The following is a 26,844-nucleotide window of genomic DNA, read 5'->3' on the forward strand; positions in this document are numbered from 1 at the left end:
AATCACTGTTCAGCCGGCGATAATTTTTACTCTTAGTACTTGAAATATCTTGAATTATTTTTAAGTTGTGGATAGTGTCATATTTCAGCAATATTGAACTTGTACTGTAACAAGTGAACTTTTTATTCAATATTTGTCTATATAACAACACAACAAAGGAGAGTATATGAAAAAACGCCACAATATGGTGAACAGAACTCGATTTACTAATACCAGCCGTAGACGCCAACTTATCAAACGTTTACATCAAAAGGTAAATATCCGTCGCCAACAATTTCAAATTTGTGAATCTACCAACGATTTGGCTGAAGCCTGCTAATCAGCACTCAGCCTAATCGCTTTCTTTTGCGCTCTGCGTAGCTTAAAAAAACTCGATATTTTCTCTGCACAATGTGCTTCTAGCACCCCCCCTTGCACTGCAATTTGATGATTTAGTTGAGCATGGCTTACCAAGTTCATCACGCTACCCGCAGCACCGGTTTTATAGTCAGAGGCTCCAAACACTAATCGTGAGATTCGACTGTGCACTAATAGGCCTGCACACATCGGGCATGGCTCAAGTGTCACATAAAGTGTTGCGTCTAACATGCGATAATTTTGTATTACTTTGCCCGCCTCGCGAATGGCAATCATCTCGGCATGAGCAGAAGGGTCATGCTGACTAATAGATTGATTCCATCCCTGCCCTATTATCTCATCATTGACCACCACGACGGCACCTACTGGGATTTCACCTTGAGCTTGGGCCTTGTCAGCCAACGTCAGTGCATGCTGCATCCAAAAAGCGTGTTGTTCACATTGTTGCTTGGTCGATATCATAATAAATTCTAAAAAGTGGCGTAATTGATTAACTAATTGGTGATATTGACGAATTAAATTCACCAGAAGAACCCTAAAAACTATCTAAAGCATTGAATTATATAAATAATAATTTGTTGGTCGATTATTTGCTTTGATAAAGACATAAGCATAAACTTTTTAATCATTGAGACAAGCAAAAGAGGGAAAGGAAATGAACATGACTGCAATCGCAATAGTAGCAATCGTATGTTGGGCAATTGTGGAGCTCGTAAATGGCACTCGCGGAAAAAAGCAAGGAAAGAAAGACGAGCAAAAAAACAGCGACTTACAACAACAAATCGTCACCTTGAAAGAGCGCATTGAAACCTTAGAGAAAATAGTGACTGACGAAAAATATGACTTAAACCGTCAATTTGATGATTTGAAAAAAGAGCGCGTTGCTTAATTAAATTGCCCTTTATTGATAACTGCATATGTAAAAAAACGCCACTGAGGCGTTTTTTAGTGTCGAAGGTAAACTTATCACCTACTGAAGGTTTCTATTGCTTTGCTGCTTTTGCCATGCATTGGAATACATCTGCAGTAGTTTTTGCTGTTCTTGCTCGTTTAGCCTCGCCAGTCTCTCTCGCAAATATGTGATCGCCTGCTGTAGTTCATCGTCCTCATTAGCCGCTTCACTCAAACGATTATGTAACATGAGCGCTGCGGCTTTGCCCGTAGAAAAACATTGATAACCGAGAAGAATTTCACGATCAAGATGCTCTGCAACTTGTTTGGCGTTCTCAAATCCAGCGGGCAATACCTGACCAAAATGCACATGTACTCGACCTTTTTGACCCGTAATCCCATTGACAATACTGCGCATATCTTCATTGTCAGGTTTATCGTAGGTGCCTAATAGATCAATCTGTTGAAGTTCTTTGGCTTTGCTGATGTCACAGGGGTCGAATTCGTAAGAAATAGAAACAGGCACAATACGAAGTTGTTGAAGGTAGTCAGAAAATTCAAGTTCTTTAGGTTTGTTGATGGTCAACATCGATATAATAGCCGGATTAGTCACATCATTACCGTCTTTCGCACGACCTTCTCGTTGCGCAATCCAAATATGTTGTTGCTCAACGTTTAAAGTGTAGTGGATATACTCACTGAGTAATTTTGCTGCCGCTAATTTTTCTCGCCTATCTGGGGCAGAACGTTTAACGATAAAACATTTGTTTAAGCGTATTAGATCGGCAACCCATTCTTTTTTAAGTAGATTATCACCCACTGCAATGCGCACAGTATCTTGCTTATTAATATGTAATACCCAATTTACAAACGCAGGATCCAAGGCGATATCACGATGGTTACTCACAAATAAACAGGTTTTTGACAGGTCTAGTTGATCCAAACCACTGACGGTGAAGGCTTTGGTCGTGGTATCGATCATCTGCTGCATGTAGGGTTCAACAAGCCGCTGAAAGCCTCGCAAGCTGCGTATTTGGCCAATTTTTGATTTAATATACAGGCGAGTTAAATAAGCCAATAGAGGTCGAGAAAAACGTGGCCAAGACGCGAACTTAAAAGCGACAAGCGTACTAATGAACTCGTCATTATTAAATAATTGAGTGAGGACTCGAGGCAGATCAGCATCATCAAAAGGTCTGATTGCATCAAACTTAGCGTTCATATAACTCAATGTATCCCATATAAAAAATAGCTGCGCATTTTGCCGACTAATCAAGCGAACAGCAAATTCTTTGCCCCTATTTTTAACTAATCAGATCAGTATAAAAACTCAATATCGTGCGGTTTATTGTAAGATTTGCCAGTTAATTTCAAGCTGTTCGTTGGTGCTAGCCACATAAATAGATTGACCACTTAGAGTTATTGTCCATTCACTGGTTCGTGCTATCGTGGCACTGAGTGTCTGTATTTCAGTCCAATAAAAACGTCTCACTTCGGCGCTGAGGCTTTCAAACTGTGGCAAGCTTTGTTTCCACCATACATCGCATTTGCTATTAAAACTGTAGATCAAAGTACGCTTAGACAAACGACATGCTTTTTTAATTCGGTCAAACGCGGGTTCACCCACATCAATCCAGCAATGTAATTGGTCATCCAGACCTTTTAACCAAATATCAGGCTCATCAATAGCACTTAAACCTTTGGTAAAAGCCATCAGTTGCTCTTGATCGTCATGAGCGTGTAAACAAAAGGCAAGTAATCTTACCGCCATACGCTCCGTTGTTTCAGAGGGATGCTGTGCAAGCGTCAGATTAAAATTAGCAAAATGATCATGATTAAGATCGGCCAAAGCAATTTTAAATTTGTAAATGGTAGGCTTTAAGGCCATCTATATTCTCTTGATTAAGGCATTGAAACTGGGGTGCTATTCATTCGTGGTGTTACTTGATTGTCGGGCATCGCATGTCGGGCATCGCATGTCGCACATCGCATGTCGTAATACCAGTTTATGCAACCCGGCTCACAAACAATGCGGTGCTATCAACTGAAACAGTAACGCAAACCAGTTTTGGTTAGAATTTACAGTACAGTAGCACAAAATGTCAGGCAAATTTAGATTAAGGGCTTGATGATTAGAATAGGCGCACGAAAGCGAAATTTCCGGCTAAAAGCGGATAATCCTCATAAAAACAAGTGCAGCGAACTTTATATAGACAAGTGACAAAGCCTTATCCTCCATCAAAAAATAAACATTTTTTATTTGAGAAAAAATCATTGTTTTCAACAATTTAGCATTGTATATATTGAAGTTGCTAAAATAATTTTTAGTAACAGGTAGCATAATAAATCGACTAATCACGGTGTATCTTTCAGGTTAATCTCTGGCGATTCAGCAGTGGATAGATTGAATAAAAAACACAAAAAATTCGGAAGCATACATGAAAACTAAACTGTCCTCTTTAACGAAAAACATTCGTTTCATCATAGCGACATCTGCGGCACTGGGTGCAACAGCGGTTGGCTCGGTAAACGCGCAAGAAACACCACAAGCAGAAGCCAACGTTGAAAAAATTGCAGTCGTGGGCTCAAGAGGTGCACCTCGTTCAGTTCAAGACTCACCCGTACCGGTCGACATTATTGGCGGCGATGAACTTAATAAAGCAGGTTCAGCAGATATGCTGGATTTATTGGTTGGCGCCATTCCATCCTTTAGCGCTCGCTTACAACCTATCTCAGACGCGGCAACCTTAATTCGCCCAGTCAATTTGCGTGGTCTACCATCAGACAGCACTTTAGTGCTTGTTAACGGTAAACGACGTCACCGTGCATCGGTCATCGCCTTTCAAGGTGGTGGTGTAAATGACGGTGCTCAAGGTCCTGATATTTCTGTTATTCCTAGCATCGCAATTAAACAAGTAGAAGTGTTACGTGACGGTGCGGCTGCACAATACGGCTCTGACGCGATTGCCGGTGTGATGAATTTTGTTTTAAAAGATGCCGCTGAAGGTGGCTCATTTGAAGTTAAACACGGCGAATATTACGAGGGTGATGGGGGTACAACAACCTATGCGGGTAACCTTGGTTTACCCTTTACCAAAGACGGTTTCGCCAATTTAAGTTTTCAGCTAAAAAATGCTGACGCAACAAGCCGTAGCGTGCAACGCCCTGATGCAGCTGGACTTATTGCAGGTGGCAATACTTCAGTTCAAGATCCTGCTCAAATTTGGGGTAACCCTGAAATAAAAGACGACATCACTGTGTTCGGTAATGTGGGCTTAGATTTGGGCGATGACAAAGAATTTTACATGTTTGGTAACTATTCGGAGCGCGATGTAACAGGTGGTTTTTATTACCGTAACCCCCATAATCGTGGTCAGGTTTATTCAGCAGATGGCGGTGCCACTTTGCTAGTCGGCGATGTCGGCCAATCACAGGGGCTTGCACGTACGTGTGCAGAAGTACCTGCAAATGTACCCAACGTATTAGTGACCGATGAATACCAAGCGATGGTAGCAGATCCAAACTGTTTCTCCATGAACCAAATTTTCCCTGGCGGTTACACACCGGCTTTTGGCGGTAATATTGTTGATACATCACTTGCCATTGGTACAAAGGGAGAAATAAAAAGCGGTATGTTGGCTGAGGTCATGTATGACATCAGCGGTTCGGTTGGTCGCAGTGAATCTGCATTTAACCTAAAAAACACCCTAAATCCGTCGTTAGGATTAGCAACGCCTACCGAATTCGATACGGGCAAATACATCCAATTAGAAAAGATGTTTAACCTAGACTTAGTTAAATCAGTCGATGCGGGTTTATATGAGCCTTTGAGCGTCGCGGGTGGTTTAGAATGGCGTGAAGAGTCTTTCGAAATCATCGCGGGTGAACAGTCTTCTTGGGAAGCTGGCCCTTATGCTGACCAAGGCTTCAACATTGGCTCTCATGGTTTCAAAGGTTTTGGTCCTGAAAGTGCTGGCGTGAATACTCGACGCAGCGTGGCTGCATATGTCGATGTAGAAGCTCCACTAACGGAAGATTTGCTTTTAGGCGCAGCTATTCGCTATGAAGATTTTACCACCTTTGGTGATACCACTAACTACAAACTGACGTTCCAATACAGCGTTTCTGAAGACTTTTCATTACGCGGTTCAACAAGCACAGGTTTCCGAGCGCCTACCGTTGGACAAGCCAATGTTGTGAACACGCAAACATCAATTGTTGGTGGTGATCTTATCCAAAGTTTCTTAGCACCCCCTACGGATCCCTTGTCCTCGTTTTATGGCGGTAAAGAGTTAACACCAGAAGACTCAACCAGCTATGCGCTTGGTGCGGTTTATCAACAAGGTGATTTATTCCTCAGCGTTGACTATTACAACATTGAAGTAGAAGACCGTATTGCTCAATCAAGCCAAATTGACGTGCAAGCTGATGACTATGACCAACTTCGTGCCCTTGGTGTAGAAAATCCTGAGCTTATTTCAGCAGTGACTTACTTTGCTAACGACTTTGATACCACAACTCAAGGCGTTGATGTGGTAGTGAGCTACAAGGCTGAAATATTTGATAGCAGTGATACTAACTTCAATCTTGCTTACAACTGGAATAAAACCGAAGTAGACAAGTTCAACCCTGCTACTACATCAGTGGGCAAAATTCGTCGTTTAGAAGAAGGCCAGCCTGAGCATAGAGCCACCTTCACCATCTCACAAAACTGGGATAATGTGAGTGCCTTTATCCGTGCTAACTACTTTGGTGAATACTTTGCAGTGCATGCTGATGATGCTGAACCAGGCGGCTGGAACGAAATGGCTGATTCTGCGTTCACTATCGATGCAGAAGTGAGTTATTTTGTAACTGACCAAATAACCCTTTCTGCCGGAGCCACTAACTTGTTCGATCAAAAAGCACAAAAACTTAACGCAGATTCTTATGCTGCAGTGGGTGGCGTGTATTACGAAAGTGGTCCATTTGATTACAATGGTGGATTTTACTACGTTAAAGCAAGTTACAGCTTCTAAGCTACAGTAGACAATATGCCTAGCTTTGAATTGTTTTCAAGGCTAGGCCATTTTGTTTTTTTGCAAACAAGCTGCTTAACTAGCAATTTATCGCATACAAAGGGATAATGTCGCGGAAATAGAACCCAACGCACTCATAGGCCAACCTGCAGTACTAACATGTCAAACCTTGAAGCAACCTACCTGCGATGTCGCACTCAATTAGAAAGAATGATCGGACGCATCGTTAAACGCGACGACATCGAAGATATCGTGCAAGAAACCTTCATCAAAAGTTACGAAGCAGAATTGCAAAACGAAATTACCTTTGAACGCACTTATATGTTCAGAACAGCGAGAAACCTAGCGCTCAACCACGTATCAAGAGCCAGTGAAAAACACAATCAATCCTTAGACGATGTTGAAACCTTACCCTCAAGTTTAACCAGTCAAAGCTTAGAAAAACAAATCGAAAGTAAACAACGTTTTCTTGATTTTTACCGTGCAACCGACAACTTATCGCCAGAAGTAAAGCGGGTCTTTTTGATGAAAAAAGTGTACGGCATGAGCCAAAAGGACATTGCCCAACATTGTTCACTCAGCGAAAGCACCGTTGAGAAACATGTGGCAAAAGGGCTATTGCAATGTTCCTTGTATCTACAAAGCCTAAATGAACCTACAAAACAACAGACAGGCACAGAAACAACAAAAAAGATGCCTCAATATCTGCGAAGAAGTAAATGACCAACATTAAAACATTTAACAGTAAAGAAACCATTCAGCAGCAAACAAGTGAATGGATCAGCCGAATCGACCGTGGCCTTCGCGCTGATGAACACAAAGCCTTTAAAAACTGGGTAAATAGCAGTGAGTCTCATCGACAAATTTTATTCGACATGGCCCAAACCTGGGACGACATGAGTGCCTTAAATGAACTTAAAGATTTGATGCCACTGAATAAATTAGCGGTGGGGCCACAAAAGCCATATCGCTCACCCCGCTTAGCCTTAGCTGCTAGCGTGGCTTTTGTGATGTTTTCTGTGTTGAGCTTTTTGATGTTTAAGCCATCTCAAGTGAACGGCAACGACGCCCTAGCACACCAATTGATGACCCATGTGGGAGAACAAAAACCCGTTACCTTAGAGGATGGCTCGGTCGTGTATTTAAATACCAATTCTGAACTTAGTGTTCATTTTACTGAGCAAACACGCCACATAACTTTAATAAGAGGCGAAGCCTTATTTGAAGTTGCTCATGATACCGCGCGCCCCTTTATTGTATCTGCAGCAGGTAATACTGTAACCGCAGTAGGTACCGCATTTAATATGCAACTGCTCGACGAACAACGTTTTGAATTATTGGTCACCGAAGGCAAAGTCTTACTCAAAAATGAAATGACCAGCCATGCAGATGCTTCCGATGAAGTACTTGACCCACTTGCAACACAACATGGCGGTTTACTGCTAGTGGCTGGGCAAAAAGCCTTAGTGGCTGAAAACTCAGCCCAAGAGCATGACTTGAGTATCGAACAAATCCAAAATGAGCTTGCTTGGCGACAAGGTATTGTGGTTTTTCATGGTGAACCACTGGTCAAAGCCTTAAATGAAATTAGTCGCTACATGCCAGTAAACTTTAATTTTGATAATGAAAAATTGAAAGAGAAACGCGTTGCCGGTTACTTCAAAGCGGGCGATCTTGATGGTTTACTTGCTGCATTAAACAATAATTTCAACATTCAATATAAAAAAGTAAACGACAACACTATCTTATTGTTCTCCGATATTTAATATTTCTATCCGCAAAAACTAGGCATCAAGAGTCATGTTATCACTCTTGATGCATCTTCTAAATTTAACGAAGCGTGCTAAACTGCCAAAATCGCTGCAATTAAATTTCATTATTATTCGATATGCGCCATGTTTTCTACATACTGTTGTTGTTTTCATCTTATGTATCTGCAGAAGGCGTTTATCAATTTAACATCCCTGCACAGCAAGCAGACAAAGCGCTAACCTTATTTGCAAAACAAGCAAACACCACATTATTGTTTCCCATCGACATCGCCGAACTAGAAACAGCCAATAGCGTAGTGGGTGAATACAGTTTAACCATCGGTATCGTTAAATTACTCGAAGGTACGGGCTTATACCCCGTCAAAGAGCAAGACGGTAGTTTCAGCGTTAAGCCTATTCGTTTCGTAGAAGTGCAAACTAAAGAGTCAGCGCAAAGCGTTCAACAAACTGAATTTGTTGATACACAAAGTATTGAAACGATTGCCATTTTAGGCAGTCGCTCGTCGGCCCGATCCATCATTGACTCAGCCGTTCCTTTGGATATATTAAATGTTGAAAAATTGACTCGGCAAGGCTCTACTGATATCAATTCAATGCTCGCCGCCCTTGTGCCGTCATTCAATGTCAACGACCAACCGATAAACGACGCATCAACATTAGTCCGCCCCTCTAATTTAAGAGGCATGGCTTCTGATCACACGCTTGTGCTGATTAACGGTAAACGAAGGCATCGCTCAGCAGCAATTACTTTTTTAGGAGGCGCCTTATCTGACGGTGCACAAGGCGTAGATTTATCAACAATTCCGGTCTCATCAATCAAACAAGTCGAAATTTTGCGCGATGGAGCGGCCGCACAATATGGCTCAGATGCAATCGCAGGGGTCATTAACTTTGAATTAAACGACAGTGATGCAGGTGGTCGGTTTGAGGCGCGTATTGGGTCTTACGGCCAAGGCGATGGTGAATTACTGCAATTGTTAGGAGACGTAGGCTTTTCATTAAACGACAAAGGATTTGCACATATCAGTGCTGAATATAAACAGCAAGAAGCCACCTCTAATAGTGTACAACGCTCTGATGCCGCTGCGCTTATTAATGCAGGTAATACAGCAGTTAACACACCCGCCCAACAATGGGGCATTCCTACCTTGCATTACGATGCCAAATTTGCGGCAAACGTAGGCTATCAGCTTGATGAAAAAGAACTGTATCTTTTTACCAATACCTCTGAGCGGCGCATAGAGGGTGGCTTTTATTTTCGTAATCCACAAACTCGTCAGGGCGTGTTTGAAAGTGAGCCAGACAGCAGTGGCATGCATCAATTGCTCGTTGCTGATTTAGATGGACTGGGACAGGGTATTAGCTGCCCTATTATTTATTTAGCGGATGATAACGTACTTGATGATGCAAATTATGGCTTAATTGCCGATAACACGACAGCCGTCGGCGCGAATTGCTTTGCTTTTAATGAGATATATCCTGGTGGGTTTACGCCTCAGTTTGGCGGTACGGTGCGAGATGGCGCGATGGTAGCCGGCCTAAAAGGGCAAACAACAGATAATTGGAACTATGATCTCAGTGCTGGTTTAGGCTATTCAGAAATTTCCTATCATATTAGCCAAACGGTTAACCCCTCATTGGGTATTTACTCGCCTAGCGAATTTTCCCCCGGCACGGCAACACAATACGAACGCACTCTTAATTTTGATGTATTTAAGCCTTATGAGCTCAATGACGATGCCATGTTAACGATTGCCGCTGGCTTGGAGTGGCGCCGTGAAAGATATAGACAAAAAGTCGGAGATTTAGCCTCTTATCAAATTGGGCAATTTGCTTACGACCCCGCTACTGGCTTGTCGCAAGGATTCAGTGCTGGCTCCAATGGCTTTCCTGGCTATAGCCCTAAATCTGCAGGAAGCTGGCAGCGCAGCAACTGGGCCATTTATAGCGACGCAGAACTGAAGTATCAGCAAACTTTGCTCGGTTTGGCCATGCGCTTCGAAGACTTCACTGATTTTGGCACAACCTTAGATGGCAAATTCTCGTTGCTTACACCAATTAACGATAGGGTTAAGGTTAGAGGCTCTATTAGTAGTGGCTTTAAAGCCCCAACGGTCGGTCAAAGTAATGTTGTGAATGTAACAACTGCATTTTCTCCCAAAGGCTTGGAAGATCAGTCAACGCTGCCCCCAACTCACCCTATTTCTGCTCAGTTAGGTGCGCAACCTTTAAAAGCTGAAAAATCGATAAATACCAGCTTGGGTTTAGTGAGTCAGCCCACTGAAAATTTATTTATTACCTTGGACTATTTTAGGATCCGCTTAAACGACCGAATCAGTACCACATCGCCTTTATATTTAAGTAGTGACGACATAGCCTCGCTTCTGGCTAATGGCATTACAGAAGCGAGCAATTACGGCAGTGCCAAATTTTTTACTAATGATTTTGATAGCACGACTCAAGGCATAGACCTAGTGATGCATTACGACACCACCTTGTTAGGTGCGCGCAGTCGTGTGGGGCTCATCTATAATTGGACAGATACCCAAATAGATCGCGTGAACACCTACCCCTTGACTGCAGAAAACGGCGAAATCATTCTTTCTAGTAATTTAACGCCTCAGCGCATTAAAATGCTGGAAGACAACCTACCCAGCCAACGTGCTAGTGTCACCCTTGAGCAAAGCTTCAAGCAATTCAGTAGTAATTTACAATTGAATTATTACGGTGGATATTATGAAGATCATCTCAACGCTGCTGCGGGTTATGATATTGAGGCTGGTTCAGAAATCACCTTAGATGTGGACTTGAGCTACTATTTACATCGACATTTTCGTCTATCGGTGGGAGCCAAAAATTTGTTTGATGATAGAGCAGATAGCAATCCCTATGCGGATGTTGCAGGCGCTAAATACCCAGCAACAGCGCCTCAAGGATTGAGCGGCGGCTTCTATTATTTACGTGCAATTTATGAATATTAACCGTGTAACAGACTTAGTGCTTAGGTACACTTTACTTCTTTGTGCTATCAACTAGGCCACTGACACTTTGTTTAAACCACTTCCAGCTACCACTATTGCACTAATTGTTGTGTGCCTTGGTTCCTTTATCGGTCCACTGGGTATGGCTTCGGTCAATATTGCCATTCCTGATCTGGCAGCAGACTTACATGCAAATGCGAGATTAGTCGGCTGGTTACCCACCATTTTTCTTCTTAGCAATGTGGCGTTCATGTTGCCTTTTGGAAAATTGGCAGACAATTATGGCCGGAAACGTATTTATACCTATGGTTTGCTTCTAAACGCACTGTCGTCGTTAATGTGTGCTTGGGCTGACGTGATCGAGTGGGTCTTGTTTTGGCGATTTGTACAAGGTGCCGCATCGGCGATGATTTTTGGTACCGGTGTGGCAATTCTAAGTTCAGTGACCCCTGCCGATAAACGAGGGTTTGCGCTTGGATTAGCGGCCACCTGCGTTTATGTAGGTTTAACGGTGGCACCTGCTATTGGCGGATGGCTGACCGAATTATGGGGCTGGCGAGCGGTGTTTTTGTTTCAAGTCCCCTTAGTGTGTTTGTTAATACTCGTGATCAAATTAGGCCTTAAAGGTGAGTGGAAATCAGCACGCCATTCAAAATTTGATTGGCGTGGCACCAGCATTTTCGCCATTTCCACCAGTGCTCTCGTGTTTGGTCTGAGTTTGCTGCCTAGCGTGTTAGGATTTGGTTTATTGGCTGTGGCCATTGCAACCATGGTGCTATTCGTGTTTCATCAAAGCCGCCATTCAGAACCTCTAATCAGGGTGCAAATGTTTCGTGAGAGTCGGGTGTTTTCGATGTCTTTGAGCACATCGTTTTTAATGTACGCCAGTGTTTACCCCCTGTCTTTTTTGCTGAGCTTGTATTTGCAGTATGTAAAAGGGTTTAGTCCCGCCCATGCCGGTCAAATTATTCTTTTACAGGCTTTTTCAATGGCTATCGTTGCGCCTTTTGCGGGTAAATTCTCTGACCGTGTGCAACCGCGAAAAATCGCTTCAGCGGGCTGTGCGATTGTGGCATTCGGCTTTATTATTCTCAGTCAAATCGGGATCAATACCTCAGCCACCTATATTGGCGCCTCATTATTGTTAATTGGCCTAGGCTTCGGTTTATTTTCTACGCCCAACAATAATGCCATCATGGGCGCGGTCAATAGTCGAGAACTAGGTGTGGCATCTGCCAGTATGAATTTATCGCGTACCATCGGAAATCTAGTGGGAATGAGTGTAGTTAATTTGCTCGTTCATTTGTATCTTGGGGATGCGAGACTCACTGAACAACAATATCCTGCATTGTTGAATACCATCTCATTGTCTTTATACATATCAGTGGGTTGCGTTGTACTGGCTAGTTTTTTCTCTGCTTTTAGGGGACGAGAAACTAAAAGTAATCAGCCACAACAATGAGTCAACTCGTCACTATGTTCCAGCAACTCAGTGAGCAGCTGTTACATCACCAGCATTTTTGGCGACCCGTTGCGTTTTATCATAACACCCTAGCATGGATGACTGAAGACCCTGATTTAGTTAAGCGCTTATACGCCTTATCCCACGACCAAATAGACCAGTTAGGTGGCTGCTCTGAGACACTAACAGCGTTTTTATCCGACAATATTCCCGCAGCCCCAGCACTTTTTGCCTTATCTCAACTTGAGCTGGCCCCTGTAAAAACGTTATCCGATGTTTCTCCTCATTTTTATGCTGGCATACCGGGGCGGAAGTGGCAGCAAATTAAAGCGTTTACGCAGAGCATGGACCACACCTCACCCACTATTACTGAATGGTGTGCAGGTAAATCCCATTTGGGATTTTATTTACAACATGTGCATAAATCGAAGATAGAGGCACTAGAATGGGACTCAAACCTAGTTGAACAAGCCAATCAAAGGGCTCAGCAGCACAATGTACCGCTGCATTCCCACTGCATTGACGTACTGAATCCTGAGGCTGAGCAATATTTACGGCAATCGCAACATGTAGTGGCCTTACATGCCTGTGGTGAACTGCACGAGCACTTATTGCAACTGAGTATTGCGCACAACGTAAATGCGTTACACCTTGCCCCCTGCTGTTACCATAAACGCCGCGGGACAGTCTATCAGCCCTTATCCACTCTCGGCCGCTCCTTGGATTTAGGACTTAACAAGACTGAACTGCATACCGCTGTTATGGAAACCGTTACCGCAGGGGCCACAGTGCAAAGGCAACGCAAGCAATTGCAAATCATGCGACTGGGTTTTGACTGTTTGCAACGGGTTTTACTGGCTAAGAATGAATTTTTGTCTGTCCCTTCCCTACCGATGAGTTGGGCCAAGGCTGAATTCAGTGACTTTTGCCGCCACTGTGCCCACTTAGTCAATATTGAGTTACCACTAAACATTGATTGGAGTGACTACTTACAACAAGGTGAAACCCGCTTTAAACAAGTTTCAGCCTTAGATTTAGTGCGGTTTTTATTTAGACGGCCCATCGAAGTGTGGCTGGCCCTCGATCGCGCTCTGATGCTTGAAGAACAGGGCTATAAGGTGAGTGTTACTCGTTTCTGCTCACCTGCAGTGACCCCTCGTAACATTCTTATTCAAGCCACTTTAAAGGCTAATCTTCAGCCTTATTCAATCTAATCGGTGATACCTAAAACCTCTGCTCGTTCAATCTTACATTCATAGGAGCCCATTTCAAATTCTCTGCAAACTAAGGGCCTGTAAGCATATATAGTACACATTAGGGTATTGCGATCCAGCGCTGCACACCAGCCGTCAGCATGACGCTTCATGACCTCTACATGATGGGCATTTTCAGTAATAAAATACTGAGGTACCCCAGTATCAGTCAACAATCTAACTTCAAGTCGACAACAACAGGCTTGGCAGTTTTGGCAGGTGATGGTGGGGTCTGGAAGGACACTATATTCTATTGTCATAATTAATTCGTAACCTGAGTGAAGCGCTATGTTAACGCAAATACCTTGTAAGGAGTGAATTTCGTGGTTGTATCAAGGTCTTATGCTCAGTAATATGTGATATCATGACAATTAAGCGACGATAGTAGCAGCGCACGTGTTTCACCCTTACCTAATAAAAACAATACTGCTCTTTAGTTTATATGCAAGCTGCGTGTCTGATGTTTATTCAGCAACAAACAAACACCTCGTAATATCAGTTAACTCTCCAGGTTCAATGCCTTATTTGTACTTCGATGCAAAAAATCAAAAATATGCAGGTTTGGTCGTCGACTTTTTTGTTCAATTGCACGAGCAAGGACTATTTGATACCGAATACATTGATTCTAACCAAATGCGCAGTGAACAATTTTTATTAAGTGGTAAAGCAGATATCTACTTGGCTAATAAAGCATGGTTGGCCCAAGCGGATAAATTCATTTTTAGTGAGCCAATAATTCAACACGCGACGTACTTGTATAGCCTCAGTCCGTTCGATGAATCGTTTTCTACGACTAACTTGAACAATAAACTTATTTGCACCCACCAAAACTTTATCTATAGCGGCTTAACTGACTCTTTTGCAGAGAAAAAAATAAAGCGCGTTGATGCCAGTGGTCAGCAAACCATGGCCACAATGTTTAAAAATGGTCGCTGTGATTATATGGCTATGAACAACTACAATGCGGCTGAGATATTTTCAAAGCAGACATATTGCGATATTAAAGTGTATCAAAGTCCGCAACCTACCAGCATGGTTAATCTGTACTTTGTGATGCGCCCCGAATTTACTGAGGTTAAATCTGTTATCGACCAGTACTTGCACGTTTTTAAAAATAGTGGAAAAGCCGAAAAGTCTTTAGCAAGCCACGCAACAAGCCCTAATTTTCCACTTGAGACCCCCTGTCTCACACTTGTAAATCCCCTCCCCTAAGCACTCAATCAGGGTTAGCCTGTATTTACCCCCTTAAAAGTGTCCTACACTGTGGCCCATTGCAAAAATACCTAAGGGTTTCAACTTGTGTATATTGCACAGTGCTTTGTAAATATTTCATTTTTCAAGCAAAGTTAAAAGTGATTTATTGGCTCAAGCCCTTTTAAAATGAGGAATAAAGGGCTGGTACATGATTTGAATGCCTTGTCGTCAGAGATAAAAACCAAGTGTCAATTTATGCAAGCCTTTCAAATTGGCTTGTAAGCATCATTTGACCCGAGCACAAGAGACGACGATAGGAAAAACAATGAAATTTGAAGCACTAGATAAATTTTGGCACCTCATCAATGAAAAATTGCAGCTGTGGTTAGAAGTTAGTATAAAAAATCTACCCAATTTCGTAGTAGCCTTATTTATTGCCATTAGTTTTGCCTTCATATCTCGTGTCGCGAGTAATGCATTACGAAAACTGCTCCACTCGACTCTAGAATCCCGCCAAATTGCCGACTTGCTAGCCTCCATATTCAGAATTGTCGTATTAGTAATAGGCCTATTTATCGCGCTAGATTTTTTAGGTTTGTCTGGCACCGTAACATCACTATTGGCGGGAGCAGGAATTGTAGGCTTGGCCATTGGATTTGCCTTTCAAGACATGACGGAGAATCTGATTGCAGGCATTGCCATGGGGATCCGAAAACCCTTTAAAATAGGTGATGTGGTTAAAGCTGATGATGTTTTTGGTAACGTAAGAACCATTAATTTACGCAATACCTTAGTGGAAACATTTTTTGGCCAACTCAAAATTGTTCCCAACAAAATTCTGTTTAGGGAAACCTTAACCAATTATTCCGTATTAGGGATCCGCCGAATTGAGGTTCCAGTAGGTATATCCTATGGAGACGAACCTCAAAAGGCCGCGGAGTTGATTGTGGAAAAAGTGAATGAGCTGGATTTCGTCATTAAAAAGGAAGAAACCGCAGTGTACGCTGAAGGGTTCGGCGACAGCAGTATCAATTTATTAGTGTGGTTTTGGATAGACTATCCGGGCGAAACGGGTTACATGCAAGCAAGACATACAGCCATAGTAACAATCAAAAAAGCGTTAGAAGACGCTGACATTCTTATCCCCTTCCCCATCAGAACCCTTGATTTTGGGGCTAAGGGCGGTGAAAAGCTTGATACTATGTTGTCGAGCAAAGTGGCTCAAGCCAAAATAAAACCAGATGATTCTGCCAAGTAAGTGTGCACCATCTGACTTTGATTATTCGCGTTTAGTTTCCCAAGGGAGGTAAGTGCTTGATGGTTTTGTAAGTGAATGCCATTTTCACACATTGGCGTAATGTTAATACTGGAATAGGAGAGTCGAGATTGAGCACAATAGCTCGATTGCCTTGCAAAATTAGCAGCTCGGCATAACGTTCTCGAAAGGTCTCAACCAGGGAAGTGTTGCAATTAAAAAACAGGAAACATTGTTGTGGATTAGTGACTTTCCAGCCCATGCGAACTGGCGTACCGCCTTTGACGCTATAACTTGGCTCACCCCACTTGATGCTCTCGTGCACTTCACCTAGTTGGTGAGTTGCCGCGACATCGAAAATAATAGTTCTAAGTTGCAGTAGGGTTGTTTGAACCGAGTCAGGGTAACAACTCAATGTACTTAGCACCTGTTCATTCATCATCCATCTTGTTTTTCTATTGCGCTAACTAACATCACTTCAACCTTATTTCTGCCATCCCCTTTGGCCTTGTAAAGCGCGATATCAGCCTTCTTGAGCTGAGTATCAACCGAGAGTGAGGGCGTTGCCTCACTTACACATACCCCAATGCTCGCAGTGATAGTAAAGTTTTCATGGGTTTCTGAGGTAAAACAAAGTGCTGAAATACTCACTCTTAATCGCTCACAAATACCAACTGCCTGAGAGTCGTCTTCCAGTAATATACAAAAGCCAAACTCTTCTCCACCGTAACGACCGAAGACATCTTCTTGTCTAAAGAACAAAGAAAAACACTCAGCTACCTTTATCAACACTTTGTCGCCCATATCATGGCCAAACGTATCGTTAATGTTTTTAAAATAATCGACATCCACGATACCGACCAAAAAAAACATGCTCCCTCGTTTGGCTCTACTAAGTAGTTTTTCGGCTTGGTCTAAAAAGCATCTTCGATTCGGAATTTGCGTTAATACGTCGTAGTAGGCATATTGAAAGAGTTTTTTATTGGCATCATGTAGCTCAATTGTTCTTTCTCTTATTAACCTCTCAAGATCAACTTTTAGCTCTTTAAGCTTTTTGTTATTGCTTTCTAATTGCTCGGCACTATAAATTTCTTGGGTGACATCTCTTTGAATTGCCGCAAAATGCGTCACTTCATTATAGCGATTCGTTAAAGGGAAAATATTAATGTCCAACCAGTAAGGGTGACCGGTTTTTGTGTAGTTACGTACTTTAGCTGACACACTTGAACGATTTTTTAGCGCTGTACTGATGCGCTTAAGCTCTGCCGGATCAGTTTCTTTACCTTGCAGTATCCGAGGCGTCTCACCTATTGCTTCCTCGCGGCTATAGCCTGTTAGTTTCACAAAAGCCTCGTTTACGTAGACAATGCGAGGCCCTAATGGCGCAGCCAGATCGTCCGCTTCAGTAACAATCACTATTTCGGCAGAATTATCTGCAATAGCTTTAAACGAGAACAAGCCTTTCTGCTCGGTAATATCGCTAAAGGTAATAACAATAAAACTGTCTTTTTCTTTACTCGCTATTTCCGGATAGGCATTGACCATAAACCAAGACGGTTTTACTTGAGCACTGTCTATCACCCCCATAATCATATTATTCACAGGTCCTTTGAATCGCTTTACCTGTGTGACAGGAAATTGGTCACTGGACAAAGGATGTTTGTCTTCATCAATAAAGCGCCATACAGGATCAAGAGCATCTTTCCCTAACATTTGCTCATGAGTAAGTCGCAGCAAACGCAAAGCGGTTGGATTAGCATAGACCACCGAGGTGTCCCACCGATGTATTACAACGGCAATATTAGCATTTTCGAGCAGATTTTTTAGAATTGGACTTTCAAAATTCCCCATCAGACATCCTTCTGCTAGTTAAAAGTCAATGTAAACCGCTAAAACGAAGAGTAGACCAAAAATCGACAAAACCGAGGTATTTTTAAAAATAAATTTTGATGTAAATCAATGCCATTAGTATGTAGTTAACAGAAATAGAAAACAGGAGAGAACTATTTTACACCAGCGTCAATCTGGCTGAATCACGCAAAGGTTAATAGTAGGCTGGCGCTAGAGAGTGGTAATGAGTGGATGAGAAGTGAGCCAAGGATCACTGGCATTCAACAAAAAAGGTGCTGTGGCCACTATACCCACTCAATGAAGCGGTATAACCAAACCAGCACCCTTTGTATTCAATCAAATTAGCTTTGTAAATCGTCTTTACGCAGCCGTTTTATCATTCAAGCGCCCAAAAGCCCTTGTATCGTCAAATTAGATTGCAACAACTTTGTTTGCACATGGGCCTTTTTGACCCTGGCCAACTTCAAATTCAACCGCTTGACCGTCGTTCAAAGAGGCGAACTGGCCACCAGCTTGAATTTCAGAGTGGTGAACGAAAAGGTCCTTACCGCCATCTTCAGGAGTAATAAAGCCGAAACCTTTATCTGCGTTGAACCACTTAACTGTACCTTTACTCATTTAATTTACTCTTTTAATTTGGTGAAATGTTGTTTAATAGTATCCGAACTCACCAATCCGCATACCCAGAAACTGATGGGGCGTAGCTTACACGCATTAGGGCTTTAGCAATACAACTAACTTCACTATCTGGCAATTAGTTGCCAAAACAACAATAAATCCTCCTTTCCTATAAAAATCCCAGTATATTTGCCAGATATGTGAAGCAAAGGGCTCGTTTAATTCTGTTTGCTTTTTCTTGTTAAGGTCCGCCAAACGAAATCCAAGTCTTGCGACTTAAACTGATAAGGTAGCAAGACACTGTCGATTTCAGAGAACTGCGATACTTCAAGCTCTGCTACCGCATGGTTAAACACATAATTATCAGAAAACCCCATTCTAATATCAGACACTACTAATTGGCCCTCTATAATCTCACTTTGCATAAATCCATGAGTAAACCACGCCAAACGCTTCACTGCATTGAAGTCTTTGGCCTGGTTCAATAAGTCATTATTCAGTTTAAAACGGTTAAATTCGATGGCTTGGTCAGGATCTAATAAGGAATAAAAGCCCTCTAAATAATGGGTATCTTGCAATACAACCACACGCCATAGTAGCGAATTAAAAGGCGTGGGGGTGCTGAATATCTGTGTTTGATTTTGCTTGGTTGAAACCAATACCTGCTGATCGACAAAAAATTTAGCGGCCCATGTCCACATTAAATAGACAGAACTAAGGACAACTCCTGCTGCTAAAACCTTAGGCGAAATAGAAGCCCTAGGTTTAATTAACATAAATAAGGTTCCTACTAACAAGGGCAAAGTATAAAGCGGGTCAATAATAAATATGGTGCTCCAAGACACGGGGGGGAAACTTAAGGGCCAAAACAGCTGGGTACCATAAGCGGTATGGGCATCTAATAAAGGGTGAGTGATTAAGGCCAAAAAAATCGCAGCACACCAGGCGTAAGGCGCGACTTGCACAGGGCGATACCAGCGTTTAAGCAGAGTCCAAAGCACTAACGAGACAGGTATTAAAATAAATAAGGAATGACTGAATCCACGATGATAAGTAAAGTTCGTTACCGCATCACCGTAATCAATAAAAACATCAAGGTCTGGTAACGTACCTAGCGCAGCACCCATTATCGCCGCCTTACGTTTAGCACCTTGCGGTACGCACACTGCAGCAACGGATGCTCCCAAAACGATTTGTGTCAAAGAATCCAAAGCTCACTCCATCTTCACTATGATTAGTTACTAGCTAACAACGACGGTTGGTTTGTATAAGTTCATTATTCCAACGCTAATGCTGTTTGCGTGTGCATAAAGTCATTAATTTTAGGATGTTCAGCACTCCAACCTAACAAAAAGCGATGAAAATCAGCCCATACAAAAGGAATAAGCGCACGCCATTCTTGCTCTAGATGCTCAAACTCAGTTTGACTGTATTGGCTCATCACCTGCTTAAGTACTGAAAAATAGTAATCGATAAATTGATCATGTGATGCCCATAACTGTTTGTCTTGCAAGCAGCTTCCTAAAAAGTACATCACGTCTTTAACCCCTACCCCTGTACCGACGTATTGAAAATCCACTGCCGCGACAGCATCGCTTTGACTGAAACAAAAATTGGCCAACTTAGCGTCACCATGCACTAAGGTACGAAAGCGTGCAGCTTCTATGGTATCGGCAATATATTTTGCTTTGTCTTTTAACACTCCTTTTGGCATTGCTTGGTATTCATCTTGACGCGTGGCAAAGTGCCAATAGCTACCTATTGGCCATAAGCCGGGCGTTTCGGTATTAATAAAACGCCCATGAAAATGAGCTAACCAACTCAGCACCGCTTTTATTTGGATCTCATTTATTTTGTGGTGTACTCGGTTAAAACCTGAGGTGTCGAGGTCTTCCATAATAAGTGTCTGTTGCTCACCTTGCTCAGAGCACTGTATTAAACCGACAAATTGCGGCACGTAACACGCTTCGTCACAAAAAGAGGCAAAAGATTGATAAAAATTAGCTTCTACAGCATAGGAAGTCACTTTGCGCTGATGACTGACATCACTATGCCACCCCCGAGGATGAAGCACTTCAGAGGGCGGTTTAACATGCTTCACTATTATGCTCCTATTAAGTTTGGGGCTAAAATAACGAGCAATTTCACCGTAGTTGCTCCATAAGCGCTGCAGAATCTTGCGCTTAAACAAATGATTATCGTCAAAATACTCACGAAGCAGTTGGTCTAAGGATGAATACATATTTGCCTAATAAGGTAACTGACTGATTAATAAAACTATAAGTAAAATGACCTTAATTAGGTTAATTTACGTTAACAAAATACCATAAATTACAAAAAACAGGGGTTCTATGAAAAAAACGATACTTGCTGCAAGCGTCGCTAGCCTATTGTTACTCAGTGCATGCAGTCAACCCACGAAACAAAGCCAAACCGTTTCACTGCCAGCTGCAACCGAGACTACCAGCGCCCAACTCGGACGTTTTGGTATCGAGTTAGATGCACGTGATGAGACAACTAAACCTGGTGATGATTTTTTCCAATATGCAGGAGGGACGTGGTACAAAAACTTTGACATGCCCAGCGATAAAACGCGGTATGGCGCATTTGATAAATTAGCAGAACAAAGCGAAACCCAAATTAAAGCCATCATCGAAGAAATCAGTATGGCGTCAGAATTAAGTGATGAACAGCAGATGATTGCTGATTTCTACGCGTCTTTTATGAATGCAGAACAAATCAATCAAGCAGGTATTTCCCCCATTCAGCCGGTACTGGATAAACTCAATAACATCAGCACAATGCCACAACTCACTGAGGCTTTCGGCCGAGCTTGGTTAGATGGTTCAGTGAGCCCGATTTCTGGCGGTATGGGCTTTAACCGGCTTGATCCAAACCAGTATCAAATGTCTATTGCGGTTAGTGGCTTAGGCATGCCAGACCGCTCATATTATTTAGAAGATAACGAACGCTTTATTAGCATTAGGGCCGCCTATGTGCAGCACATCGAGCAAATGCTGAATTTTGCCAATGTAGAAAATGCCGCAGATAGAGCAAAACACATCTTGGCGCTTGAAACCAAAATTGCCGAAGCACAATGGCCACGAGAAAAACGTAGAAACCGCGATTTAAGCTTAAACCAAATAGAGCGAGCAAATCTTTCTAGCCAATACCCCAACTTTGCTTGGGATAACTATTTTGCGCAAACTGAATATCAAGTTCCTCACCTAAATGTATCTCAGCCTGAGCCCATCAAAAATGTTATCAACATCATTAACAATGAACCGTTAAGCGTTTGGAAAGACTATCTTACCTATCACACTATTTCTAATCATGCCGATTTGCTGTCCGACGATATTTTTAATGCCAATTTCGATTTCTACGGAAAAACCTTAAACGGTCAACAAGAGCCGCGTCCTAGATGGAAACGAGCAATATCCGAAATGTCCGGTACCCAATCTTTAGGATTCGCCATTGGCAAAACCTATGTGGAAAAACACTTTCCCGCTAGTTCAAAAGCGCAAATGGCTGAACTGGTAGAAAACCTGCGCAAAGCCTTGGGCGAACGTATCGAAAACCTAGACTGGATGAGCGAAGCGACCAAAGTCAATGCTCAAGCAAAATTAGCTGCCTTTAATCCTAAAATCGCTTACCCCGATGTCTGGCAAAGTTTTACGGGTCTCGACATCAAAGCTGACGACTTAGTGGGAAATGTAGTGCGTATGCGCCAATTCTTTAGAAGTGACAGTGCCGCTAAAGAACTAGCAAAAACCGATCGGGAGCGCTGGGGTATGGCACCGCAACGTGTAAACGCGTATTACAATAGTTCTTTCAATGAAATCGTATTCCCTGCCGCAATTTTACAGCCGCCTTTCTTTGATCCCAATGCCGATCCTGCCGTTAACTACGGTGCGATAGGCGCCGTTATTGGTCATGAAATGGGCCACGGCTTTGATGACCAAGGTTCTAAGTCTGATGCCAACGGTATTCAACAAAACTGGTGGACAGACCAAGATAGGGCCGCATTTGAACTTAAAGCAGATGCCCTCGCCGCGCAATACAGCGCTTACGAACCCATAGAAGGAAATTTTGTTAATGGCCGCAATAGTTTAGGAGAAAACATTGGTGATGTGGGTGGCTTAGCGATGGCCTATCATGCCTACAAACTAAGCTTGAATTCACAGGAAGCCCCGATAATTGATGGCACTACTGGAGATCAACGTTTTTTCTTAGCTTGGGCGCAAGTCTGGCGTGAAAAACGGACCGAGCAAAGTATGCTATCGCAGCTTAAAGCAGGCACCCATGCACCAGGCAAATTTAGGGCCTTAGCACCTCGTAACCACGATGCATGGTATAGCGCATTTGACGTAAAAGAAGGGGATGCCCTTTACCTCGCACCTGAACAACGAGTTAGAATTTGGTAAGGCAAGCTTGACGTAAAAAGCGCTTCGGCGCTTTTTAACATGCTAGTTTGGCGCCCAATATGACTAAAGTGAAGTGTTGAGACTGAGTTGTTGATAAAAGGATGTGGCGAGTAGAAAAAACGACCAACAATACGTTCGCGACCAAAACCGCTCCTAAAAAAACAGCTTGCCTTAACGCAAAACGTGCAGCCGAAGCTGCACGTTTCATGACATCTAATCAGGTAAATAGCATTTAGAGCTTAGATGCTTATTCCCATTCAATGGTGGCAGGTGGTTTACCTGAAATATCGTAAACGACCCGTGAAATCCCGTCAATTTCATTAATAATACGATTCGATACTTTACCCAAAAAGTCATAAGGTAAGTGGGCCCAATGTGCCGTCATAAAGTCGATGGTTTCTACCGCACGAAGCGATACAACCCAATCGTATTTGCGCGCATCGCCCATGACGCCAACCGACTTAACCGGCAAAAATACCGTAAAGGCTTGGCTGACTTTATTGTATAAGTCCGCGTTGTGCAGCTCTTCAATAAAAATAGCATCCGCGCGGCGTAACAAATCGCAATATTCTTTTTTCACTTCACCTAATACCCGCACCCCTAAACCCGGTCCAGGGAAAGGATGACGGTATAACATGTCGTAAGGTAAACCCAGCTCTAAGCCCACTTTACGGACTTCGTCTTTAAACAATTCGCGCAGTGGTTCAACAAGGCCCATTTTCATGTCAGCGGGTAAGCCGCCTACATTATGGTGAGATTTAATCACATGGGCTTTACCGGTAGCAGAGCCAGCAGATTCAATGACATCAGGGTAAATAGTTCCTTGGGCAAGCCATTTAGCGTCCACTAGCTTTTTCGATTCTTCGTCAAATACTTCAACAAATACCCGACCAATAATTTTACGTTTAGCTTCTGGTTCATCAACGCCAGCCAAGGCAGACAAGAAACGCTCTTCGGCTTCAATTTTACGAATATTTAAACCAAAGTGGTCGCCAAACATGTCCATGACTTGTTTGCCTTCATTAAGACGCAACAAGCCATTGTCGACAAAAACACAGGTAAGTTGCTTACCAATGGCGCGGTGCAACAGCATGGCTACGACAGAGGAGTCAACGCCGCCTGATAAACCTAAAATCACTTCATCGTCGCCAATTTGCGCTTTCATACGAGCAACGGCATCTTCAATAATCGCGCCCGGAGTCCATAGTTTTTCACAGCCACAAATGTCTAGTACAAAATGCGATAAGATGCGCTGACCTTGACGGGTATGGGTCACTTCAGGGTGAAATTGTACACCGTAAAATTGTTTGTCAGGGTTTACAAAGGCCGCAAACGGACAGCTATCCGTTTTTGCCGCAGTAATAAATCCAGGAGGCGCCGCACTCACTTTATCGCCATGGCTCATCCACACATCCAGTAAGGCATTGCCATTACCGCCAATGTGATCTTCGATGTTATTCAATAATGCCATATCAGGTGCGATAACTTCGACTTGAGCATAACCAAACTCACGTTTGTCAGAACCTTGTACCGCGCCGCCGAGTTGCTCTGCCATGGTTTGCATACCATAACAAATCCCAAATACGGGTACGCCTGCTTCAAATACGTATTGTGGGGCCCGAGGCGAATCGGCTGCATGCACTGATTCAGGACCACCAGACAAAATAATACCATTTGGATTAAATTCGCGAATTTGTGCTTCGCTCACATCCCAAGCCCAAAGTTCACAGTAAACACCGATTTCACGCACACGACGCGCAATCAACTGGGTATATTGCGAGCCAAAATCAAGGATCAAAATTCGTTGGTCATGGATATTCGTGGTCATGTAGTTACTCTTTTGCAAAAAAAAAAGGACTGAGAACGCTCAATTCCTAATTACAATGTAAATGCTGTCAATCATAGGAGTTGCAGCACGGATGGAAAACAAAGCCGTCAAATTATATAGCCCCATGAACGCAAAAATAATACATGATGGGGATTCATAATGACGACAATGCTGCTGCCACTTCTAGGATGCTCAGCATCAACCTAATCGGTAGTTTGGCGCTTCTTTGGTAATGCTTACATCATGCACATGGGACTCGCCCATGCCCGCAGCGGTGACTTTTACAAACATCGGCTTGGTGCGCAGTTCGTCAATAGTCGCAGAGCCCGTTAAGCCCATGGCTGAACGTAAACCGCCCATTTGCTGATGAATAATAGTCGCAATCGGGCCTTTATAAGCCACACGACCTTCAATGCCTTCAGGGACTAATTTTTCAGCATTTTTACTGTCTTGGAAGTAACGGTCTGAAGAACCATTGTTTTGATTCATGGCCCCTAACGACCCCATACCACGATAAGACTTATAGTAACGGCCTTGGTAAAGTTCTACTTCACCGGGCGCTTCTTCCGTACCGGCTAACATACTGCCTACCATCACAGAACTCGCTCCAGCGACGATAGCTTTAGCGATATCGCCTGAGAATCGAATGCCGCCATCAGCGATAACCGGAATACCCGTTCCTTTTAATGCTTCGACGGCATCAGATACTGCGGTGATTTGTGGTACACCACAACCTGTTACTATGCGAGTAGTACAAATCGAGCCGGGGCCGATCCCCACTTTTACCGCATCCACACCTGCATCTGCTAACGCTTTAGCGCCTTCGCCTGTTGCGACGTTACCGGCGATAAGCTGAACATCTGGATAAGCATCCCGTACCTTCCTAACGCGGTCGATTACACCTTGTGAATGACCGTGTGAAGTATCAATCAAAAGCACATCAACCCCCGCCTCAACTAACAGGGCGATACGTTCATCTGTGCCCGGGCCAACACTCACCGCAGCGCCCACACGTAGGCGTCCACGCTCATCTTTACAAGCATTGGGTTTACTTTCGGCTTTTTGGAAATCTTTTACGGTAATCATGCCCGTTAATTTAAAGGCATCATCCACGACCAGAATTTTTTCAATGCGGTGTTCGTGCATTAGCTCAAGCACTAATTCTGACTTAGCGCCTTCTTTGACGGTAACTAAGTCTTTTTTCTGAGTCATGACGCTACTGATAGGCTGGTCGAAACGTTTTTCGAAACGTAAATCTCGACCAGTCACAATACCAATGAGGTTATTGTCTTCATCCACTACCGGAAAGCCAGAAAATCCATGCTGTAGTCCTAAGGCGTTCACTTCACCTATTGTGGCAGTATGTAGCACGGTAACCGGATCAGAGATCACGCCGCTTTCGTATTTTTTAACAATACGAACGTGCTCAGCTTGTTGTTCTGGGGTCATATTTTTATGAATAAAACCCATACCACCTTCTTGCGCCAAAGCAATAGCTAAACGCGCTTCGGATACAGTATCCATAGCAGCAGAAACAAGGGGAATATTTAAGCTTACACCACGTGTTAATTGAGTCTTCAATTCTGCGGTATGAGGGAGGACAGTAGAGTGCCCGGGTACGATCAAAACGTCGTCAAACGTTAGGGCTTCTTTGGCGATCCGTAACATGCAATTTTCACCTTTAAAGGGGGTTTTAATTGCGGCGCGATTCTAGCGGAATTAAGCCATAAGGTAAACTAGCAAACTGCTTTTTCTGCTGATTAAACCCAATATTTGCGGTTAAACCCACCTTGTAAAAATTACACGACAGCGAAATCGTTACATTTGGCCCCTTTATTCGATGCATAAATTTCGTTCTATTTGTTTATTTTTTATCTAAAACAGCGCTTTTTTGCCTGAAATACGTGCAATGTAAACTTGGCATACGCTCTGCAATAGGC

22 protein-coding genes are annotated in these 26,844 nt (G+C 43.0%); 11 read left to right on the plus strand and 11 right to left on the minus strand.

Annotated features, from left to right (window positions below):
- The first annotated feature begins 166 nt into the window (after positions 1–166).
- A complete protein-coding gene (locus ACEN2L_RS03420) occupies positions 167–319 on the plus strand; it encodes a hypothetical protein (protein ID WP_306023621.1) in 153 nt (50 codons plus the stop codon).
- On the opposite strand, the gene tadA is transcribed toward ACEN2L_RS03420, so the two are convergent.
- A complete protein-coding gene (tadA, locus tag ACEN2L_RS03425; RefSeq protein ID WP_441741712.1) occupies positions 316–882 on the minus strand; it encodes a tRNA adenosine(34) deaminase TadA in 567 nt (188 codons plus the stop codon). The genes ACEN2L_RS03420 and tadA overlap by 4 nt on opposite strands.
- Positions 883–1,018: 136 nt before the next feature.
- On the opposite strand from tadA, the gene ACEN2L_RS03430 reads away from it, so the two are divergent.
- Positions 1,019–1,246, plus strand: coding sequence for a hypothetical protein (locus ACEN2L_RS03430; RefSeq protein ID WP_441741714.1), 228 nt, complete (start codon positions 1,019–1,021; stop codon positions 1,244–1,246).
- An 81-nt stretch (positions 1,247–1,327) separates the two neighbouring features.
- Here the strand turns inward: ACEN2L_RS03430 and ACEN2L_RS03435 are convergent, their stop codons facing one another.
- Together ACEN2L_RS03435 and ACEN2L_RS03440 are read right to left on the minus strand one after the other, a co-directional pair.
- Positions 1,328–2,470: a 1-acyl-sn-glycerol-3-phosphate acyltransferase gene (locus ACEN2L_RS03435; protein WP_441741716.1), complete on the minus strand. Its 1,143-nt coding sequence runs from the start codon at positions 2,468–2,470 to the stop codon at positions 1,328–1,330.
- A 123-nt stretch (positions 2,471–2,593) separates the two neighbouring features.
- Positions 2,594–3,136 (minus strand): YaeQ family protein, encoded by a 543-nt coding sequence (locus tag ACEN2L_RS03440; RefSeq protein ID WP_441741718.1) that lies wholly within the window; start codon positions 3,134–3,136, stop codon positions 2,594–2,596.
- A 550-nt stretch (positions 3,137–3,686) separates the two neighbouring features.
- Between ACEN2L_RS03440 and ACEN2L_RS03445 the strand changes: the two genes are divergently transcribed.
- The 6 genes from ACEN2L_RS03445 to ACEN2L_RS03470 all read left to right on the plus strand — a co-directional run bounded on the left by ACEN2L_RS03445 (position 3,687) and on the right by ACEN2L_RS03470 (position 13,695).
- Positions 3,687–6,266, plus strand: coding sequence for a TonB-dependent receptor plug domain-containing protein (locus tag ACEN2L_RS03445; protein ID WP_306023625.1), 2,580 nt, complete (start codon positions 3,687–3,689; stop codon positions 6,264–6,266).
- A 159-nt stretch (positions 6,267–6,425) separates the two neighbouring features.
- Positions 6,426–6,989 carry an RNA polymerase sigma factor gene (locus ACEN2L_RS03450; protein WP_306023626.1) on the plus strand — a complete coding sequence of 188 codons (564 nt, stop codon included), beginning with the start codon at positions 6,426–6,428 and terminating at the stop codon, positions 6,987–6,989.
- Positions 6,986–8,032 carry a FecR family protein gene (locus ACEN2L_RS03455; RefSeq protein WP_441741721.1) on the plus strand — a complete coding sequence of 349 codons (1,047 nt, stop codon included), beginning with the start codon at positions 6,986–6,988 and terminating at the stop codon, positions 8,030–8,032. Before ACEN2L_RS03450 ends, ACEN2L_RS03455 begins: the two co-directional genes overlap by 4 nt.
- Positions 8,033–8,154: 122 nt before the next feature.
- The gene (locus ACEN2L_RS03460) at positions 8,155–11,019 is read left to right on the plus strand and encodes a TonB-dependent receptor plug domain-containing protein (RefSeq protein ID WP_441741723.1); all 2,865 of its coding nucleotides are present in this window, start codon (positions 8,155–8,157) and stop codon (positions 11,017–11,019) included.
- 67 nt (positions 11,020–11,086) lie between these two features.
- Positions 11,087–12,481 (plus strand): MFS transporter, encoded by a 1,395-nt coding sequence (locus ACEN2L_RS03465; protein ID WP_441741725.1) that lies wholly within the window; start codon positions 11,087–11,089, stop codon positions 12,479–12,481.
- The gene (locus ACEN2L_RS03470; RefSeq protein WP_441741727.1) at positions 12,478–13,695 is read left to right on the plus strand and encodes a methyltransferase; all 1,218 of its coding nucleotides are present in this window, start codon (positions 12,478–12,480) and stop codon (positions 13,693–13,695) included. Before ACEN2L_RS03465 ends, ACEN2L_RS03470 begins: the two co-directional genes overlap by 4 nt.
- Here ACEN2L_RS03470 and ACEN2L_RS03475 read toward each other — a convergent pair.
- Positions 13,692–13,994 (minus strand): YkgJ family cysteine cluster protein, encoded by a 303-nt coding sequence (locus tag ACEN2L_RS03475; protein ID WP_306023631.1) that lies wholly within the window; start codon positions 13,992–13,994, stop codon positions 13,692–13,694. The genes ACEN2L_RS03470 and ACEN2L_RS03475 overlap by 4 nt on opposite strands.
- A gap of 193 nt (positions 13,995–14,187) precedes the next feature.
- On the opposite strand from ACEN2L_RS03475, the gene ACEN2L_RS03480 reads away from it, so the two are divergent.
- Both ACEN2L_RS03480 and ACEN2L_RS03485 read left to right on the plus strand, forming a co-directional pair.
- Positions 14,188–14,946, plus strand: a complete 759-nt coding sequence (locus tag ACEN2L_RS03480; RefSeq protein ID WP_441741729.1) for a substrate-binding periplasmic protein — start codon at positions 14,188–14,190, stop codon at positions 14,944–14,946.
- Between the two features lie 307 nt (positions 14,947–15,253).
- Entirely contained in the window at positions 15,254–16,186 is a 933-nt protein-coding gene (locus ACEN2L_RS03485; RefSeq protein ID WP_441741731.1) for a mechanosensitive ion channel family protein, read from the plus strand.
- Between the two features lie 31 nt (positions 16,187–16,217).
- Here ACEN2L_RS03485 and ACEN2L_RS03490 read toward each other — a convergent pair whose 3' ends face one another.
- The 5 genes from ACEN2L_RS03490 to ACEN2L_RS03510 all read right to left on the minus strand — a co-directional run bounded on the left by ACEN2L_RS03490 (position 16,218) and on the right by ACEN2L_RS03510 (position 20,753).
- The gene (locus ACEN2L_RS03490) at positions 16,218–16,625 is read right to left on the minus strand and encodes a DUF1801 domain-containing protein (RefSeq protein ID WP_441741733.1); all 408 of its coding nucleotides are present in this window, start codon (positions 16,623–16,625) and stop codon (positions 16,218–16,220) included.
- Entirely contained in the window at positions 16,622–18,034 is a 1,413-nt protein-coding gene (locus ACEN2L_RS03495; protein ID WP_441741734.1) for a diguanylate cyclase, read from the minus strand. Before ACEN2L_RS03495 ends, ACEN2L_RS03490 begins: the two co-directional genes overlap by 4 nt.
- Positions 18,035–18,445: 411 nt before the next feature.
- Positions 18,446–18,652 carry a cold-shock protein gene (locus tag ACEN2L_RS03500; protein WP_007104897.1) on the minus strand — a complete coding sequence of 69 codons (207 nt, stop codon included), beginning with the start codon at positions 18,650–18,652 and terminating at the stop codon, positions 18,446–18,448.
- A 218-nt stretch (positions 18,653–18,870) separates the two neighbouring features.
- The gene (locus ACEN2L_RS03505) at positions 18,871–19,863 is read right to left on the minus strand and encodes a metal-dependent hydrolase (RefSeq protein WP_441741737.1); all 993 of its coding nucleotides are present in this window, start codon (positions 19,861–19,863) and stop codon (positions 18,871–18,873) included.
- A 65-nt stretch (positions 19,864–19,928) separates the two neighbouring features.
- Entirely contained in the window at positions 19,929–20,753 is an 825-nt protein-coding gene (locus tag ACEN2L_RS03510; RefSeq protein ID WP_441741739.1) for an oxidoreductase family protein, read from the minus strand.
- Positions 20,754–21,003: 250 nt separating this feature from the next.
- Between ACEN2L_RS03510 and ACEN2L_RS03515 the strand changes: the two genes are divergently transcribed.
- A complete protein-coding gene (locus ACEN2L_RS03515) occupies positions 21,004–23,076 on the plus strand; it encodes a M13 family metallopeptidase (protein ID WP_441741741.1) in 2,073 nt (690 codons plus the stop codon).
- Between the two features lie 247 nt (positions 23,077–23,323).
- Here ACEN2L_RS03515 and guaA read toward each other — a convergent pair whose 3' ends face one another.
- On the minus strand, positions 23,324–24,904 hold the full coding sequence (gene guaA, locus ACEN2L_RS03520) for a glutamine-hydrolyzing GMP synthase (protein ID WP_441741743.1): 1,581 nt from the start codon (positions 24,902–24,904) through the stop codon (positions 23,324–23,326).
- A 198-nt stretch (positions 24,905–25,102) separates the two neighbouring features.
- Positions 25,103–26,572 carry an IMP dehydrogenase gene (guaB, locus tag ACEN2L_RS03525; protein WP_306023640.1) on the minus strand — a complete coding sequence of 490 codons (1,470 nt, stop codon included), beginning with the start codon at positions 26,570–26,572 and terminating at the stop codon, positions 25,103–25,105.
- Between the last annotated feature and the right edge of the window lie 272 nt (positions 26,573–26,844).

The sequence above is a fragment of the Flavobacterium sp. W21_SRS_FM6 genome (assembly GCF_052119645.1).
Taxonomy (GTDB): Bacteria; Pseudomonadota; Gammaproteobacteria; order Enterobacterales; family Alteromonadaceae; genus Paraglaciecola.